This window comes from Thalassotalea litorea, assembly GCF_043642205.1.
GTDB lineage: Bacteria > Pseudomonadota > Gammaproteobacteria > Enterobacterales > Alteromonadaceae > Thalassotalea_A > Thalassotalea_A litorea.
In genome coordinates this window covers 188,870-207,378 of record NZ_JBHZSG010000002.1, presented here as the reverse complement: position 1 = coordinate 207,378, position 18,509 = coordinate 188,870, and the positions used below count along the sequence as shown (strand labels likewise).

Annotated in this window: 12 protein-coding genes; 2 read left to right on the top strand and 10 right to left on the bottom strand. The window is 43.9% G+C overall.

All coding sequences use genetic code 11. From position 1 onward, the window contains the following. Positions 1 to 201: 201 nt before the first annotated feature. The 9 genes from nagP to ACHUFQ_RS02005 form a co-directional block, all read right to left on the bottom strand. Positions 202 to 1,524, bottom strand: coding sequence for an N-acetylglucosamine MFS transporter NagP (nagP, locus tag ACHUFQ_RS02045; RefSeq protein ID WP_394172513.1), 1,323 nt, complete (start codon positions 1,522 to 1,524; stop codon positions 202 to 204). Between the two features lie 55 nt (positions 1,525 to 1,579). Continuing rightward, positions 1,580 to 2,710 carry an N-acetylglucosamine-6-phosphate deacetylase gene (gene nagA / locus ACHUFQ_RS02040; RefSeq protein WP_394172511.1) on the bottom strand — a complete coding sequence of 377 codons (1,131 nt, stop codon included), beginning with the start codon at positions 2,708 to 2,710 and terminating at the stop codon, positions 1,580 to 1,582. 1 nt (position 2,711) lies between these two features. Beyond that, positions 2,712 to 3,710: a glucosamine-6-phosphate deaminase NagB-II gene (nagB-II, locus tag ACHUFQ_RS02035; RefSeq protein WP_394172521.1), complete on the bottom strand. Its 999-nt coding sequence runs from the start codon at positions 3,708 to 3,710 to the stop codon at positions 2,712 to 2,714. 17 nt (positions 3,711 to 3,727) lie between these two features. Next, positions 3,728 to 4,618 carry an N-acetylglucosamine kinase gene (nagK, locus tag ACHUFQ_RS02030; RefSeq protein ID WP_394172509.1) on the bottom strand — a complete coding sequence of 297 codons (891 nt, stop codon included), beginning with the start codon at positions 4,616 to 4,618 and terminating at the stop codon, positions 3,728 to 3,730. 153 nt (positions 4,619 to 4,771) lie between these two features. Beyond that, positions 4,772 to 7,486: a family 20 glycosylhydrolase gene (locus ACHUFQ_RS02025; protein ID WP_394172507.1), complete on the bottom strand. Its 2,715-nt coding sequence runs from the start codon at positions 7,484 to 7,486 to the stop codon at positions 4,772 to 4,774. A gap of 285 nt (positions 7,487 to 7,771) precedes the next feature. Then, positions 7,772 to 8,485: a SapC family protein gene (locus tag ACHUFQ_RS02020; protein WP_394172505.1), complete on the bottom strand. Its 714-nt coding sequence runs from the start codon at positions 8,483 to 8,485 to the stop codon at positions 7,772 to 7,774. 94 nt (positions 8,486 to 8,579) lie between these two features. Beyond that, positions 8,580 to 10,139, bottom strand: coding sequence for a tryptophan halogenase family protein (locus ACHUFQ_RS02015; RefSeq protein ID WP_394172503.1), 1,560 nt, complete (start codon positions 10,137 to 10,139; stop codon positions 8,580 to 8,582). 50 nt (positions 10,140 to 10,189) lie between these two features. After that, positions 10,190 to 11,737 (bottom strand): tryptophan halogenase family protein, encoded by a 1,548-nt coding sequence (locus ACHUFQ_RS02010; protein WP_394172501.1) that lies wholly within the window; start codon positions 11,735 to 11,737, stop codon positions 10,190 to 10,192. 124 nt (positions 11,738 to 11,861) lie between these two features. Beyond that, positions 11,862 to 14,525: a TonB-dependent receptor gene (locus tag ACHUFQ_RS02005; protein ID WP_394172499.1), complete on the bottom strand. Its 2,664-nt coding sequence runs from the start codon at positions 14,523 to 14,525 to the stop codon at positions 11,862 to 11,864. 483 nt (positions 14,526 to 15,008) lie between these two features. On the opposite strand from ACHUFQ_RS02005, the gene aqpZ reads away from it, so the two are divergent. Together aqpZ and ACHUFQ_RS01995 are read left to right on the top strand one after the other, a co-directional pair. Next, positions 15,009 to 15,749 carry an aquaporin Z gene (aqpZ, locus tag ACHUFQ_RS02000; RefSeq protein ID WP_394172497.1) on the top strand — a complete coding sequence of 247 codons (741 nt, stop codon included), beginning with the start codon at positions 15,009 to 15,011 and terminating at the stop codon, positions 15,747 to 15,749. Between the two features lie 733 nt (positions 15,750 to 16,482). Beyond that, entirely contained in the window at positions 16,483 to 17,502 is a 1,020-nt protein-coding gene (locus ACHUFQ_RS01995; protein ID WP_394172495.1) for a LacI family DNA-binding transcriptional regulator, read from the top strand. Between the two features lie 48 nt (positions 17,503 to 17,550). Here the strand turns inward: ACHUFQ_RS01995 and ACHUFQ_RS01990 are convergent, their stop codons facing one another. Continuing rightward, positions 17,551 to 18,174, bottom strand: a complete 624-nt coding sequence (locus ACHUFQ_RS01990) for a TetR/AcrR family transcriptional regulator (protein WP_394172493.1) — start codon at positions 18,172 to 18,174, stop codon at positions 17,551 to 17,553. Positions 18,175 to 18,509 lie beyond the last annotated feature (335 nt).

Genomic DNA, 18,509 nt, shown 5'->3' with positions numbered 1-18,509 from the left:
TTCTCTGCAATCAAAGCCTTGCCTAAAAGCCTTTAAATTCTCACTGAGTGAGCAATAATTTAATGTGATTGGTATAAGTATAGAAAAATTATGGAATTTGCCGAGAAAAGGCGAAAAAGAAAAAACCCCAAGCCTGGACTTGGGGTTTACTGCGATTAAGTTTTAAATCTTAGTATTAAATTTGCGACAGCTTCGCTGAAGCTATTTCCAGCGTTTGATTTTATAACCTTTAACGGCATAAAACAGAATAAAGAGATAACAAGGTAGCATTACCAAATACGCGCCCTGTTGACCTGCATCCGATGCCGAACTTGCCAAGCCCCAAAACAATGGTCCAAACGCTCCGCCTGCAATCCCCATCACCAACAATGCTGAACCAATGCTGGTGAGTTTGCCTAGCCCTGATAATGCCAAAGGCCATACCGCTGGCCAGACGATGGCATTAGCCAGGCCAAGCAAGGCAATTAACAATAAGCTGTCAGGCAGCATTGCACCGCCAAATGGAACTAATAATGCATTTGCTAACATAAACGAGTCATTATCGGCAACGACAATTAATACTGTTAAAATAACCCCTAATACGGCTGAAATCGTTAATGCGGCAGGCTGAGATAAAAAGCGCGGGATGGTGATAATGCCAATGATATAACCTAACACCATACATGCCATGGTGTAGGAGGTCATCACCGCGTAATTTTCGATGCCGAGCGATAGCGCATAGGTACCAATGGTATCACCGGCAATCACTTCTACGGCCACGTAGAAAAATAGCGCCGCAACGCCAAATACCAGGTTCGGATGAGCGGCAGCGTCTCGCAATCCATGTGCATTGCCAGTGCCTTCGTCCTCTTTTTCAAGTTCTGGTAACGGCGACTTTTTAACCAGCAAGGCCAAAAAGCCAATAAATAACGCCATGCCTAAATACGGAAATACTAAGCCATTAGCCATTTCTTCAATCTGAATTTGTGTTAAATCCGTGCCTACCCGATCTTTAAAGCTATCTAAGATCAGTGCAGTAAATACCATAGGTGCAACGACCCCGGCACTTTTATTCAAAATTCCCATGACACTAACACGTGCCGCAGCAGACTCTTCAGGCCCTATACGCACCACATATGGATTTACCGCCGTTTGCAACAAGGTCTGCCCTGCCCCCATCACTAACTGAGCGAATAAAAACAGACCGAATATTTGGGTTTTGGCCGCTGGAATGAAAAGCAAACCGGCGATCATCATACCGACCATGCCAAGCGCCATACCGGATTTATAGCCGACTTTACGAATTAACCACGCCGAGGGCAGCGCAGTGAATGTTACAGCGATATAAAAAGAAAACAGGATCAAAGACGCCTGAAAGGGTGTTAATTGTAGGATTTGCTTGAGATATGGCATTAATGAACCATTCAGCCAGGTCGCAAACCCGAGAATAAAAAATAACCCGGCAACGATGGCCATGGGCACGAAACTACTTTTGGATTGTTGTGTCATGGTCGAAGCCATATTAGCACCTTCTGTCTGTTGCATAATTCCCCAACTATTTTTACGTGTTTTTATTGTTTTAAATAAAGCAAAGGCGCGATTAAAATAACCGCGCCCCGTTAACCCAAGTTTGAGTAACATTGAAATCGTCATCGAAAATCACGAAATCGGCTGCCGCTCCAACTTTTAAATGTCCTAATGTTTTATCCTGATGAAGAAACTGCGCCGGATACAGCGAAGCCATTCGCAGCGCCTCCGTCACCGGTTGTTGTAATTTTTCAATGGTGTTCTTTACCGCCCTTGCCATATCCAGACAAGAACCCGCTAATTCACCCGTGGTGGCGTTTAATCGATCGCCATTTCGCAATACTCTGGCGCCAAGTAAGTCAAAACTGTCTTCATCACTTCCTACTGGGGACATTGCGTCTGTTACCAGCATGATTTTCCCAGCGCTTTTCGCTTTGATCGCAAGTTTGAGCGCATCATAGTGGACATGATGACCGTCGACAATCACCCCACACCAGCTATTATCATCAAGCAAGGCTGCACCAACCATCCCCGGTTCACGGGATTGAAATGCAGACATGGCATTAAACAGATGAGTAAAACCGGTTGCTCCAGCGTTAAGGGCCTTGGTTACGGTGTCAAAATCGGCATTGGAATGCCCCAGACATACATGCACGCCGGCGGCAACCAATCGGCTGATATCATCAGGAGACACGGTTTCCGGCGCTAATGTAACAATTACATTGCCCAGATCCTGACGACAGAATACCGCCATTTCCCGTTCTGTAATTGGGCGAATAAAGCTGGCATTATGAACACCTTTTTTCGGCACCGAAAGATGCGGGCCTTCAAAATGCACACCAATGATGCCCGGTAGTTTATCCGCCAGAGCCGCACTTATCACATCCGCAGTTTGCTCCATCACTTCGACATCGTCGGTGATCAGAGTCGGTAACATCGCGGTTGTTCCAAATTGCGCATGGGCGTTAAACATGGCTTCAAGTGTATCGATGCTTGGTGCAACATTAAGCAGAACACCACCGCCACCATTCACTTGTACGTCGATTAATCCAGGTGCCATCAGGCCCTGAATTTGCTCCGCTTTCGGATGATGCCCTTGAATTTCTTCAGTATGGATAACCCGCCCATCGAGCAATTCAACCACACAATTTTTGTGCAGTGTTTCACCATCAAAAAACGCGCTAACCTGAAGTAATTGCTGCATATTATAGAGTCCGTGTTACTTTTTTAAGTCCTTGTGGTTCATCTGGATTAAAGCCCTTAGCTAAGGCCACTTTTTCAACATCCAGATAAAAGCGTTGCAAGACTAACAATGGTGCTAACCTTGGGTGAATGTTGTTAACCACCTGGTCCAAATGAATCATATCAGCACCACGATTCGTGACTTCAACAACCTGCTCTTTGTGGGCCGTTGCCGACTCATCATTAACATGACAGTCGATGATAGTAAGTTTCTGCGCCACCAGGGTTACCGGACCATGTAAAAATTCGGCACTGGAAAAGGCTTCTGCATGAATTGAACAGACTTCTTTGAGTTTCAGTGCAATTTCTTTGCTTACCGCAAAACCAAGACCACGACCAAGAACCACGAGATTACGAGTATCGGCCAGTGCTTCTGCCGATAATTGCACTTCACTGTCTATCGCCTTTTGCAATCCTGCAGGCAAGGTTTGCAACGCATTAATAAGTTCTTCGTTTTTACCCCAATTTGCCGCTAACTGCAATAACGCGCTCAAGGTCGCCAGGTAACTTTTCGTCGCTGCTACCGAGTTTTCTGGGCCGGCTTTTAACGGTAAAACATCATCCACTAGCTCTGCAAGCGGAGAGGTCTCATCATTGACCAGGGCAATGGTGTAGGCACCCGCATCTTTGGCCATCTGCGCCTGAGACAATATATCCGGGCTACGACCCGATTGCGAGATAACGATCGCTAATGCTTTATCAAGTTTGAGTGCTTTACCATATACACTGGCAACCGATGGTGCAGCCGCAAACGTCGGAACACCCACTTCAATCTCAAATAGATACTTGCCAAACACGCCAGCATGATCGGAGGAACCACGACCAATGATCATCACCATTTTTGGATCAAATTGATTGAGCTTATCGCCAATTCTGGCGGCAGTATCTGCGTTTAACTTAAGTTGCTCGGCAATTACCTGAGGTGCCTGACGAGCTTCTTTTTGCATTAGAGTTGACATGATAAGTGTATATCCTGCTATTACGTGAACGATTGAGTCTTTTGTCTGGCGAAAAGCACGGCGCCGATTTCCGGTGCCTGCATTGGTTCGCTAAATTGACTGAAAATGTCGGTGGCAAGCCAGTCCTTTAACCGGACTTGCAAGCCACCGATCAGGGAGATCCTAGCCGGGTCTTTGGCCATCAGTTTATGAAATACCGCGGTAAAATAGTTGCTTGCCTGGGCCAATATTTGTTGTGCGACCAAATCGCCTTCATCGGCGGCATCGAACACATGGATGGCTAAACGTGCATAAAAGGTAGCCCCCTGAGCGCATAACTGGCTAACCAGATCATTTGAATCACTGCAATCAAGCGCATGATAAATGCGTTCGGTTAAGCTGGTTTGCGCGCCTAAATCATCGGCGGCTAACAACACTTTTTGTACCGCTTGCAATCCAAGCCAGGCACCAGAGCAGGTATCACCTTGCGGAAATCCATGGCCACCGACGATTAATGACGCACCATCAATACTGACATAGCCAACAGAGCCGGTACCGCAAATCATAATGGCGCCGTTTTCACCGTTGTGCGCGCCAAGGCAGGCAATGTGTAAATCCGTGGCTAAATGCATAGCCTGAAACGGATGCTGCCAGGCATTCATTAAATCGAAATATTTTGGAATGTTTACACCAGCCAGACCGACACCGGCAATTAACTGGCTAAGTTGTTGCTCGCCAAGCCCGGCATCAGCTAATGCAAGCAGCGCTGCGTCGATAATCGACTTTTGGGCCTTTTCAACACTGTGAAAAGGGTTTGCAGCACCCGCGATGCCTTCTCCCAGGCATTTCATTTGGGCATCAAGGATCACGGCTTTGCATTTACTGCCGCCGCCATCGATCCCCAAAAAGAGTTGTTGTTGACTTGTAAGCATCGAAGCCTCTGTTCACAACCGGGGCGACTTAATCTAAAGCCGCCAGTTTACAATTTATCTAAGTTGAAATAAGTCTACCGACAAATGACAACGCTGTCATTAATTATTTGATGTTTTTTATTACCCGTTAAAAAACATCAAGTTAGGGGGTGATTATTGGACCTTAAGTGCCCTACCCGCGCGATCTGAAGTGATGGCTTTGGCACGTACCCAAACCTCACTTTCCGTCACTGATACCGGCGCAGTATAGTCCACCCAGGTCGAATTTCCGACTCGGTACTGGAGGGGTAATCCCGGATAAATACTGTTGATATGTAACATGCCATCAACGATTTTGGCACCAACGGTAGGAATCCGGTAATGAATATTTGCCAATTCCAATTTTGCGAACTCTTTATTGACCATGGTATTGGCAAAGTCGCGCCATTTCTGTTGACGCAATTGGTGTTGTTGCTCGCTGATTTTTTGGCTTTGGCGATCATACACCTGACCCGAATGATCATAAGGCAACGCCCATTCAGGCGAGTACCATGCACGCTCCGCTAAGGCGAGCAAACGCGGAAAGATTTTATACTCGGTTAAATCATCATTGCGGGTATTCTCGCTCCACAATTGTCCCTGGATCCCGACAAACCCTTTGCCTTGTGCCATCGGCCCGTGCAACACATTGCCCTGGTCATCTTTTCTCAGGGAATCATCCGACTGATACGGTTGATCTTCACGGTCAAGCCAGTATTCTGCATGTGCCGGTAAATTATCAGGCATAAAATTAAAGATTTTTTCGGTGTTAATGTGACGAGATGCCCAGTAATAACCGTGCTCTTTGGGATCCGGTTCATAAGGAAAATCAAAATACATCACATCTGGACTGGACACGACCACTTCCCACCCTTGATTAACGAGTTGATGCGCGGTCTGATGGCCTTGCCAGAAAAGTACGCCCCAGGCGTTGGCCTGAACCACTTCTGGCATATTCTCAACTTTAGTGTGGCTCATGCCGTCGCTCCAACCGGCAACTTCAATATCCCGATCCGCCAGAATATGACCGACTCGCTCGATAAAATACCCAACCAAGTCTTCTGGCTTCGCAAGCGCATCATTGGCAGCAATAAATGCCTGACATTTGGGCGATTCCACCCAGGCGCCTGCGGTTTCATCGGCGCCAATGTGATAGCGGGTAAGCGGATAGCCCGCCTCATTATGCATGGCTTTTACTTCATCCATCACCTTGGCAATAAACGCATAGGATGAATCCATACAGGCATTAATGGTATTGTCATGGTAATACTGCACTGACGAATAGACGGTAGTATCGTTTGGATCATGGAGCATATATTGCTCGGCTTTGGCTTGTTCACCCGCCTGCATATAGTTGTCATAGCGCCGCTTCATCGAAACGATGGCGGCTCGGGAATGGCCGGGCATGTCCAATGAAGGGATCACCTGAATATGACGCTCACCGGCATATTTAAGGATCTCTTGATACTGAGCTACGGTGAAATAACCATTTACGTCGCTATTACTATCCACGCCAGCGCCTAGTTGAGGCAATAAACAGGTTGTCTCACTGAGATCAAAGCAACGTTTAGAACCAATATCGGTCAATTCTTTCAGCCCCGGTATTTCCAGACGCCAGCCCTCATCATCTGCCAGATGCAGATGCAGCTTGTTCAGTTTATAAGCCGCCATCTGATCAATCAGGTCGAGTAAAAACTGCAGAGAATGAAAGTTTCGGGATACGTCGACAAACATACCACGAAAATCGTAATGCGGCTCATCTTCGATGGTCACCGGTTGCGCGGTTAAATCGTCAATACGCACCAAGCCTGCAAGTGATTGCAATCCATAAAAAAGCCCTGTGCTATCACTGGCACTAATCGAAATTTCCTCACTGGCAACCTGGAGTCGGTAAGCGCCGCTTATCGGTTTGGTATTCGCATCCGAGCTACCATCCAAATTGTTATGTAGCTCAAGCAATACTGGCACACCACTTTCCGTTTGCTTAACGCCAAGCATCGCAAGGCGTTCAAGGGCGGTATGCACCGAGCCCGCATCTACCTGATTAAAGCGCACGTTTATGCCTTTGCTTAAGTCAAGAGTAGGTGCCGCGCTATCAACAGATATCGATTTCGGTGTTGGGATCAACGATGTTTCAAGATCATTACGGCTGGGTTGTTGCCCATCATAACGTGTAAACAAAGCTGCAGCGGTCGCCCATTGGGTCTGATCGGTATCGGTACGTTTAAATTGTTCACGAACCTGAGTGTACTCTTTTACAAATGGCGCAATTTCCAACCCGGTTTCAGGATCAATCTCAGTACGAGTACTTTCAATGACGCGGGCCTGCCAGTTGCCTTTATTAGCCAGCGCACTGGTTTCATCAACCGTCAATATATAGTTGGGGATCAGATCGGTTTCAGACAAACTCCAAAAGTCAGCACGAAAATCCAACGATTTCGTCTCTCCGGCTTTAAACCCTGTAAAGCTGTCAGATAACGCGATTTTATGCAGATCGCCATTTACGTGAGTGATGGTAAATTCGCCGCTCGAATGGGTTTGCACAGGATTAATCAATGAGAAGTAAATTGCCCAGTCTCTATCGGGAAAGTCTTCCTGGGCGGTAAAGTTCAACCGCCCCTGATAACAAAGACCATCATGTTTAGCTTTGTCACATTTTTCATCGGCAACATTCGTTACCAATTCAAATTCAACCTTTAACGATTTCGCAAAATTGTCGAGCTTTGCTTGCGTCAGTTGTTGTGCATGAGTGAATTGTTCGGTTCCATTTGCTGAATATATTTCAGGCTGAGGTTGACAACCTAACAGGGCACTCAGGCTAAAACTCAATAGCAAAGTTTTTTTGATCATCTTTAATATCCTTGCGCAACTTCTTAGTAATATTTATTGAAATTAGAGAAACTTAAATTTTTGGGTGTTCTCGAATTTTTTATGCGTTAATACATATTGCTAAATTTTCAACCATTGTAGACGGTCAAAACAATATTTATAGGGTTTACTAAGCGAGCGCGAGGAAAGATATTAAGCCACCTTGTACGGTGGCTTCGAGGTAAAGTCCAATTGCCGAAAAATCGCATTGAGACCATCTATTATCATTCAGGCGGTGAGCTTAGTATAAAAGCTCACCAAACTGAATTAAGCAGCTTGTTGTGCTTTCTTTTGAACCAAACGATGTACCTGGTGCATTGAATTTAAATGAGCAAAAATTGGGCTCATAAATCCACGTTTGCGAAGTTCCAGATACTCTTCATCGCTTAATTCATTCAATTTCTTTTCATTAACCAGATATAAACCGTTAATCGCGATTTTCTCGCCATTTAAATCGATTTCAAGATTCTGCTGAACAAGTAAATCTTTATCGGCCAATTCCTTGGTGAACATACGCGTAATATGAGCATGCTCTAAATATGACGCCATGGCTTCTTTGCGTTTGGCTAAGTATTCAGTCTCGTCACCGTTTTCTTCGAATAATGACTGACCTTCTTCTTCATTTACTACGTCATTATCGGTTGCGATAATCACCATGTAGTTGTCTGAATCTTTTGACTCAGGTACTAACGCCATCGGAAAATGGGTAATACACGCTGGTACGTATGTTCCGCCCCAACTCTCACTTGCCGTATATAGGTTTTCCCCTGGCTTAAGACCAAATAAGGCAACCGGTTGAAAGGTGCCATTTTCAGAGTTTTTCACAAACACGACCGGGAACTCGGCACTTGCTCTTGAAAACTCATGAACAACCAGTGGAACTAAATGCTGTGATTCAACCTGTTTGAAATTCTTTTGTGCTTTAATTTTTGTGTTGCCGTGTACGTTCTTATTTAACGGCTGTACGTTTTGCTGGCTCATTCTACTTCTCCAAACGTGAGAACCTTTTTTATCGAAACCGTAGACTAAACCTTACGTACACAACAATACAAGCGTTTTTTATTAAAAATTAAAATTAGATTTTCTGGACACCGTAGCGATAAATCTTTTCGATCAATTCTCTATGTTTTGGCAAAGCATCCAATAATTTTTCTGCTGTTTGTGAAACACGTTTAAAGTGCATTCTTGCCAGAGCAGATTCAGCAAATGCCGATTGATTTGGTGACAATTCAACATCAAATTCCATACCATATAAAACAAACAAATAGCTATCTAAAACAAAAGGTTCATATGCATAGTCAAAGTCGTATTTGCCTGGAGGATGATATTTCCAATGTGCTAATCGCTTTTGCAGACTTTCTGGTATAGATTCTTTACGACGGTTATCTGACCAATAGCGCGTATCACACCTTTTACTTATACAGTAATGTAACTTCACGAAATCAACGCTTTTATCCCAACGGAGTCGAAATGTATCATTAAACTTTTCTTCAACATAAGGCATTACTGCACGCTGCCTGGGGAATTGCTCAGCAAGCATGTTAGCAGCGGCCTCAACTAAAAATATTGCACTGGCTTCAAGAGGCTCTATAAAAGCGGCTGACATACCAATTGCAACACAGTTTTTATGCCAAAACTTTTGTCGATAACCTAGATTTAACGGAATTTTCCGTATTTCCTGATCGGCGCCCATTTTACCAGCGTACTGACGCAAAATTTGCTCAGCTCTTTCATCGGTCGAATATTTGCTACTATATACGTAGCCAATACCTCGGCGATGGTGGAGGCCTATATCCCAAATCCAGCCAGCTTCCTGAGCTGTAGATATAGTGTGAGTAGCTATCGGTGAATCCGGTTCCTCATAGGGCACCTGCATCGCCAGAGCCGTATCATTAAACAAGACATCATCTATTTTCTTCCACTCAACACCTAGCGTTTCGCCTATCAGCAATCCTTTGGTTCCAGTACAATCCAGAAAAAAGTCTGCAACAATCTCTCCTTCAGTGTCCGTCTCGACAGAGGTAATCATGCCCTTTAAGTCAACATTCACTTTTTCGACGTTCGCTAGAACATGTTGAACTCCAAGATTCCTTTGACAAAAATCACTCAAGAATTTTGCAAATTTATTTGCATTCAAGTGATAGGAGTAGTTTTGAATTGCATCATACGCTTTAGTGGTGATTAATTTGGGCGCGAGACCTGCTTTGCAAACATGTGTTTGACTAGCGACGCTTTCGTCGTAAGCTAATCCAGGGTTCTCACCGAGCAACCAGTATGGTGCAAGGTTAAAGTCATACGATGAATGAAACACTGCCGAAAGAGGATGAAAATAACTGGAGTGCTCACCTTCTGCGGGGGTGCGAACCCAATCTACGAACTCAGATCCTTGCTTAAATGTGGCATCACATTCACGCATGAATTCCCCTTCGTCAATTCCCAGAGTCTCTAGTGTTGTGCGTATCGTTGGCCACGTACCTTCACCAACCCCTAATATTGGAATGTTAGGGGATTCAACCAAAGTGATTTTAACTGCGTCGGTGTTAACCGCATTTAATTTCTTAGCAAGAATTGCTGCACTTAACCACCCGGCAGTACCGCCGCCGACAACAAGTATTGATTGATTAAGCTTTTCCATGATATTTATTCTCTTGATTACTCATTACTAACTCTTACTGACGAGTTTCCTTAAATCGCCTGAAATTCATAATCTCGAAGCTTTTCCAGTAATTCTCTATTTGTTGGCAATTGGTCTCGTAATTTAGATTTAATCTGTTGCACCTGCGCACAAGAATGTTGTGCCCTTGCAACTTCTGAATATTGCATTTCCCGTTGTATCAAGTCTTGTTTAAAACCCATGCCATAAAGCACATATTGATAACTTTCTAATGGGAAAGGTTCATAAACATTATCAAAATCATAATCGTTCAATGGTCTGCTCTGCCATTGTTCAAGTTTCATTTGCAAACTTTTGGGAATCGTATCGGGCTGCTTATTATCCGTCCAAAACGACTCTTTGCGGTTTGACAGTAAGTAATGCATTTTGATGAAATCAACTGTTTTGTGATATCTGAATGAAAAAGATTCATTGAACATTTTTTCAGATAACGCTAGCCCCGCCGTATTAGCAGGCAAGAGTTTAGTTAGCATATTTGCTGAGGCTTCAATTAAAAAGATCGCCGATGCTTCTAAGGGTTCGACAAATGATGCTGAAAGGCCAACGGCTAGGCAGTTTTTATGCCAAAATTTCTCTCGATAACCAAGTTGCATCGGGATCCTTCTTGCGTCAAGCCCCTCGGCTTGCGGACCTAAATAGTCTCTTAATACCTGCTCAGCTCTTTCATGAGACGTATGATTGGAAGAATAGACATATCCTGTTCCCCGCCGACTTGCTAAGCCAATATCCCAAATCCATCCTGCCTCCTGAGCTGTTGATAGGGTACAGCTGGAAACTTCATCATCTTCAGGTTGGTAAGGAATTTGAATCGTTACTGCATGATCCGTTAATAAAACATCATTGATAGGCTTAAATGGAACTTTTAATGTCTCCCCAATTAATTTAGCCCTAAAGCCAGTGCAGTCGACAAAAAATTCACCTTCGACAATATGGCCCTGTTTTGTCTGGATAGCTTCAATACACCCGTTTTTTGTAAGCTTACAATGTTCAACATCCGCCCGAATATGATTGACCCCCAATACTTGAGTCGAATGTTCGGTCAACATTTTTGCAAACAAAGCCGCGTCCAGATGGTATGCATAATTTTGCATACCTTCATATTCCCGATTTGTGATAGTTTTTGGACTAAGGTTTAAATCACATATTTCTCCCTGAACACTAACCGCTTCGGCATAGGTAAAATCTCTACCTAATTTCCCTAACTGCCAGTAAGGCGCTAGATTAAATTCTGAGGGATCAAATATTGATGTAAATAAATGGTAGTAGTGATCAGCAGCTGATTTGTTATGCCAATCGACAAATTTAGTACCTTGCTTTAACGAGGCATTGCAATAGCGAATAAAATCCGTTTCTTTAATGCCTAGGTTTGCAAGTGTTTTTCTCATCGTGGGCCAAGTCCCTTCCCCAACACCAACGCTAGGGACAGTTGGTGATTCTACTAACGTAACTTTGAGAGCTCCAGGGGACTTTGAGTTAAATTGCTTAGCAAGATTTGCTGCCACTAACCAACCAGCAGTGCCACCACCAACGACAACGACATGTTTTATATTTTTATACATAGGCTGAATTACTCTTGATACGACATTTAAGCTGCAATTGCAGTGTATCGATATTGAACAAGGCTTGCTAAGAAATTTATTAAAAGGGGAAAGGTTAGCCTTTCCCCTTTACGAACATATTATGTTATAAACGATACGTCGCTTTTAAGAAATAACGACGGCCGTTATCTACAGCTGTACGTAAGGTCTGTGCTCCACCGCTGTGGCGGGCAAAAACTACTTCTTCGGTCAGGTTGATACCTTCAACAATGATATCGAGGTTATCCGTAACATGCCATGTAAAGTTAGCATCAAGGAAAGCTTGTTCGTCATTAGTATCTAACTGATTAGCGATTGCTGTACCAGGTGCCAGAAAGTCACTACGATAGGTATAAGCAAGTCGCGCCGCGAATGTGTCATTTTCATAGTAACCTGTCAGGTTATACGAATTTTGCGAGTTACCAGGTAATTGAATGAGATCGCCATTATCATTTTCGGCTTCTGAATCCGTGTAGGTATAGTTAAATACCGTACCGAAGTTACCAAAAGTTTGTTGATACTGGAATTCAATACCATCGACATTACCACCACGACCTTGAGCTGGAACGGTTACGCGCCACTCTTGATCGATTCCATCTTCATCAGGGAACGTAGCAAAGACTTGCTTATCCGTAATGAACGACTTGATGTCTTTAGTAAAGTAAGCCAGTGATAATAAGGATTCATCATTGAAATACCATTCAAGACCGATATCCGTCTGAGTAGCTCTAAATGGTTTAATATCCGGGTTACCACGAGCTGCAGTATAAGAAGTCGGGTTGATATTACTGTAAGATGGCGTGAGTTGTGAATAACCCGCACGACTCATTACACGAGCAGCAGACATACGAAGAATCAGCTGATCAGATAAATCGAGAGCTAGATTAAAACTCGGTAACCAATCTTCATAGTCTCCACCAACATCAGACAATTCGCCTGTTGGGTCGTATGAAGTACCTGTGATATCAGTACCAGCATAACGAAGACCTACATTACCGCGGAACCCATCACCATCAAAGTTACCTTGAACATATAGAGAAGTAATATCTTCTTCAACTTTACCATATGCGCTTAGGTTTTCATTCCAACCCGTGACAGCATCATCAATCAACTTGGTATACTTACCCGCATCTAATGCTGGGTATGAAGAAATCGATCCTGAAGCCATAACATTGCCAAAATCGGAAATGGTACCATTTGAATAATCCGCAAGATTGGTTGCCCAACCACCCTCTAAAACGGCATTATTTTGCGCTTGGGAGAATTCGTGCTGGCGAAGTTTAATACCGGTTTCAATACTACTCATTACCCCTAATTCAACGTCAAATTGAGCATCTAATTGGAAGTAAACTTCTTCATCTGACAATTCCGTTGCCGTTAAGGAACGATCTGCATGCATTTGCCAAGTACCGTCCGCGGCATCAACACCGTTAACGGCCATGTACATATCATTTTGGCGATCCATATCAAAATCAACGGTTACGCCATTGTCAGCCATAGGATAATGATTACCGGTATTATCAGCCCATGTAAAACTAGGATTGTAACCTGCCATACCCCATAGACCATTATAGTTACCACCGTTACCGCCCTCAGACTCGGTATAACCCGCTACGGCCTTAATGGTATAACCATCACCTGTGTACTCGGCTGTAAAATCGATGACATCCGTCGTAATTTCAGCTTTTCGGGTATTAGTATCCTGTGCTAACCAAGCTGGTGCAATAGCGGTACCCGTTAATGGTAAGCCATTAGGAGCAATTCGGGCGCCACTAGCAGGGTCGATCAAATTATCACGAATTCCGCCAGTTTCTGTACAATAATCGCCTGGCACGGTGAAAGTACCATCGTCAAAACAGCCGAGGCCAGTGGCCCATTGCGAGTTAATTGTTAAGAAGTTTTGGTTGGTATTAAAGGCATCTAACTCTGTACGGAAAAAGTGACCGGTTAGAATTAAATCATCCATTGGTGCAAATTGAGCAGTGAAGTCGATAGCATCGCGCGTTCGGTCTTGATCAAATGCTGCAACACCAGAAGCTGACCAGCCTTCTTCCCAGTAATTTTCAGCCTTTCGTGCACGACCAATTGTTTCCAACGTAGAAGCCGTTACCAATACTCCAAATGTCTCCGAAGGATCTTTCCAACTATACATACCCGTAAAACCAAGACCAGTATCGTCGGCCAGGCTGTTAGTATTTGCTTCGACTGAAGCATATAATGTATTTGCGTCCAATTCTAAAGGACGACGTGTGCGCATGATAACGGTACCACCAACACCACCTTCATCGATTGATGCTTGTGGCGATTTATATACATCGACACCAGCAACAAGCTCAGATGGCATTAAATCCATATTAAAAGCACGGTTATTCGCTGATTGTGAAAACCAGGCTGTTGATGCAACAAAGTTGCCATTTAACTGTACTTGAGTAAGTTGAGGATCAATACCACGAATTGAAACTTCATTACCTTCACCAGTGAAACCACGATTGATGGTTACACCAGATACGCGTTGTAACGATTCTGCGATATTTTTATCTGGAAACTTACCAATATCTTCCGCGGAAATTGATTCAACCACTGCATTTGCGAATCGCTTAGCATTAAGGTTTTGCTTTAGGCTTCCCCGAATACCGGTAACTTCAATGACTTCTAGCTTTTTTTCTTCAACGGCTGCTGCTTCTTCTGCAACAACAGAACCGGAGGTTCCAGCTAACACCATAGCAATACTGCTGGCAAGCAGACGCTTTTGGAATTTGAATGACGACATCTTCTTGTTCCTTATGTATTTTTTATTTTTTTCACCCTATGTGCTCCCATTAAATCAAGTCGCGACAGTTCATCCTTACTCCCTGTGTTTGACTCAACAAAATGACAACGCTGTCATAAAGCTTAGTAAAACCATACACGGAAATTTGGATTTTGGAAAGATTTTTTTTTAGACAGCACCTGTTGCTCACAAAACCCGCAAAAAGGTGCGCAAGGCTTAATTTTTTAATATGAAAAACAACAAGTTAATGCTTTACGCTATTTGTCGTCACGATTAAAACCTTACAAAACAGGTTCCATTTCCATCTAACTGAAACCCCTTACATTTTTCTAACAATCTCGATAACCCCATAAAAATAAAAGAAAAAACCAAAAAAGTGACATATGCTTAAAAAATCAACGGTAAGATGATGAACTTTCATCTATGCCCCCCTTTCACGATGATAAATTGTGCTGTCTTGTCATCCCTTTTGAGGATGCTTATATGACGTTATCTCAAAAACTTTTTGCCGAATGTCTCGGTACGTTTTGGTTAGTGCTTGGCGGTTGTGGTTCCGCCGTATTAGCGGCGGGATTTCCTGAGCTTGGAATCGGTTTTGTCGGCGTATCTTTGGCATTTGGGTTAACCGTGCTAACCATGGCCTATGCCATCGGCCATATCTCAGGCTGCCACCTGAATCCGGCCGTATCTATGGGGATATGGAGTGCAGGGAGAATGCCAACCGGCGAGCTAGTACCCTATATTATCAGCCAGATCCTTGGTGCCTTGATCGCTGGTGGTGTGTTATATGTGATTGCGTCCGGACAGGCAGATTTTAGTTTAAGCCAAGGGTTTGCCAGTAATGGTTACGGTGAGCATTCCCCCGGCGGTTTCTCGCTAACCGCGGCGTTAGTCTGTGAAATCGTCCTCACCTTCATATTTGTTATGGTGATTTTAGGTAGTACCGATGTCCGTGCTCCCGCCGGGTTCGCGCCACTGGCAATAGGTTTGTGTTTAACCTTAATACATCTAATTTCCATACCAGTCACCAATACTTCGGTTAATCCCGCCCGCAGTACCGGTGTCGCTCTATTTGAAGGTGGCTGGGCAATTAGCCAGTTATGGCTATTCTGGTTAGCGCCGATAGCTGGCGCATTATTGGCTGGGTTCATTTATCCCAGAGTATTTTCACCCACAGTTAAAGATAAACGCAAGGCGAAGAATGTGGTCGCCGACGCGCTATAGCTACAGCGGTTTTCTATGGTGTGTTTTATGTTTTGACGGTTTGCCCCCAGGTTGGTGGAAATCGTCATGGTTGGTGCGTTGATAGGCCAGCGTAGATTGGTATTTGAAACAAAGGTGTCACGCAAGCATAGGTGCTTTTATTAATGATAAGTTTATCTCGCCAACGATGCATTAGCACCGACAATCGTGCTGCGATCACTGTGATGTGATAACAAGAGCTCATTCCGTTCAAACCGATTGCGGTTCACCTTGGCTATTTGCCCCTTGGAGATTGACAAACCATTCATCCATAATATGCACAGCCAGACAATCCATTGTCTGGCTTTTGGTCTAAAACATGTTCAGGGATTTTTGCCTGAGCTCACCGAAAAAACATGGTCGCAGAGCCGATATTCAATAATTATCAGTGTTCAGCTGCCACGATACTTGCTATCCAGCTGTCATAATATTTGCTATCCAGGTGTCTCAATATTTGCTATATAGTGGCTAAAAAATAAAATAACCTATCGCTTAACAAATTCTGTTAACCTTTGAAAATTAGCTTTTGGGTCATTGCGTTATAGCAACCGAACGATATTGCGATGAACATATAAAGATAATTTTCACGATCGGATACCTTGATATAAAGCAATGGTGCAACATAAAACAGTATGAGTATGCACCACATTGTTGAGCGAAACTGGCCAGAACACGTTTCGCCGACGTTAAAGACATATAGAAGGACAGATTTACCATGACGGTAACCATTAACGACGTCGCCCGCCATGCCGGCGTTTCCATAAAAACGGTATCGCGGGTGATCAATAACGAATCATCTGTTCGGGCCGCAACCAAAGAAAAGGTCGAAGCAGCGGTCAAAGAATTAAATTATCAACCCAATGCCGCTGCACGTAATCTTGCCGGCAGCAAATCCTTCAGTATCGCCTTTATTTATGACAATCCGAATGCTTACTACGTCATTGACATGCAAAATGGTATTTTACAAGAATGTCGTAAACAAAATTTCGAGTTAGTCATTCACCCTTGTAATGCTAAAGCGGATAATATTCTCGACGAGATTTCCAATATGATCCGTCATTCGAGAATTTCCGGCGTGGTATTAACCCCCCCCTTCTCAGAAATGCCCAAGGTTACTGACAGATTGAAAGAGTTAGGGGTCAGCTTCGTGCGGATTTTTTCGGGTCATAATGCCCCTGATGGGATCTCACCCTGCGTTATGGTCAATGACTTTGACGCCGCCTATGCTATCACCGAACACCTCATCGAATTAGGTCATAAGAGTATCGGTTTTATCAGTGGTGGCAAAGAGCATAAATCGACATTTGAACGTATCGAAGGTTATAAAGAAGCGCTGGTGCAACGAGGCATAAAGGTTGACGAAAGTCTGATTATCGACGGCGAATACTCGTTTGATTCTGGTGTAAAAGGCGCAACTCAGTTGCTCGAGCATCCACAAAAGCCAACCGCCATATTTTCCTGTAATGATGAGATCGCCGCCGGCGCTTTATTCGCTTCTCGTCTTGCCAATATCGCCATTCCCGAACAATTATCCATTGTCGGGTTTGAAAACAGTCCGTTTTCGCGCCAAACCTGGCCTAAAATAACCACCGCCGATCAACCCAACCAGACCATAGCTCAGAACGCGACAACCCTGTTGATCAGTGAAATCCGAAAACAAAAAGCACCGGATATTTGTCAGCAATTCACGCCGACATTATTGGTCAGAGATTCAACCACGAAAGTGAGTCATTAAAGGAATGTAAGAAAGTTTTTGCTTATAGAGCAATCTGGCAAAAGCCGGTCATCGCTTCTGATAACCATATCCCGCGAGAAAGTGTCGGACTGAACTTTGGATGTACAATTTAACCTTTTCCCGACTGATAGGTTTTTCGATATTGTATTCTTTGTGCATCCAAATCTCGCCCTTAATCACCGACAAGAACTGTATGGCCGCGGTATGAATATCCTCAATATTAAGGATATGTTGTTGTGTATAGTCATCGAGAATGGTTTTCACCTCCGCAATAACACGTTCCGGACCGGCTTTATAAAACAATCGAGATACATGCGGGTAACTGGTGGATTCATTGATACAGATCCGGTGAATTGCCAACGCTTCCGGGGACAACAGCAATGCCAGAAAATGTTCCGCATATTGACAAAGCGTGGTATACGGATCGCTGTCTTTCGGGCTGGCTGTAGAGGCGGATAGGAACGCTTCACAACGGGCGGTTATGGTCGCCACGAATAATTCATCTTTGCTACCAAAATGGCTGTACACCGTTTGTTTAGATACCCCGGCATTTTTAGCCACCACGTCCATACTGGTTGCAGCAAACCCGTTATCACAAAACAATTGCGTTGCGGCATCATATATCTGCTGACGCTTTTCTTCACTCTTGCTTCTGACTTTCGGAATGGCCACTTCTGTCTCCTGAATGCTCTTAAAAATGCTCTTATAAATGCCGACAAACTTTAATATCAAGCAGTTTGAATGTCTATATACGAAACCTCATCGACTCAAACTACAAGCGCTATCGGTTACAGATAAAACCACGAATGACAAAAACGGGGATCTACTTTATACGTCTTGCTTGAACGTACGCTCGTGCATTCCAACTCAAGAATACCCTTGCTTTGATGCTGAGCCAGTCTTTGGTAATCACCGAAAATGTGATCAAGGCTGATCATTTGGTTATCGATTTATTATAGATTGTAACAAATCAAACTAGACAGTCTAGTTTAAAATATCTAAACTAG

What these genes read in the sequence shown, in the direction of transcription:
- nagP (WP_394172513.1), bottom strand. Translation starts at nt 1,524, where the DNA reads ATGCAACAGACAGAAGGTGCTAATATGGCTTCGACCATGACACAACAA.
- nagA (WP_394172511.1), bottom strand. Translation starts at nt 2,710, where the DNA reads ATGCAGCAATTACTTCAGGTTAGCGCGTTTTTTGATGGTGAAACACTG.
- nagK (WP_394172509.1), bottom strand. Translation starts at nt 4,618, where the DNA reads ATGCTTACAAGTCAACAACAACTCTTTTTGGGGATCGATGGCGGCGGC.
- ACHUFQ_RS02025 (WP_394172507.1), bottom strand. Translation starts at nt 7,486, where the DNA reads ATGATCAAAAAAACTTTGCTATTGAGTTTTAGCCTGAGTGCCCTGTTA.
- ACHUFQ_RS02020 (WP_394172505.1), bottom strand. Translation starts at nt 8,485, where the DNA reads ATGAGCCAGCAAAACGTACAGCCGTTAAATAAGAACGTACACGGCAAC.
- ACHUFQ_RS02015 (WP_394172503.1), bottom strand. Translation starts at nt 10,139, where the DNA reads ATGGAAAAGCTTAATCAATCAATACTTGTTGTCGGCGGCGGTACTGCC.
- ACHUFQ_RS02010 (WP_394172501.1), bottom strand. Translation starts at nt 11,737, where the DNA reads ATGTATAAAAATATAAAACATGTCGTTGTCGTTGGTGGTGGCACTGCT.
- ACHUFQ_RS02005 (WP_394172499.1), bottom strand. Translation starts at nt 14,525, where the DNA reads ATGTCGTCATTCAAATTCCAAAAGCGTCTGCTTGCCAGCAGTATTGCT.
- aqpZ (WP_394172497.1), top strand. Translation starts at nt 15,009, where the DNA reads ATGACGTTATCTCAAAAACTTTTTGCCGAATGTCTCGGTACGTTTTGG.
- ACHUFQ_RS01995 (WP_394172495.1), top strand. Translation starts at nt 16,483, where the DNA reads ATGACGGTAACCATTAACGACGTCGCCCGCCATGCCGGCGTTTCCATA.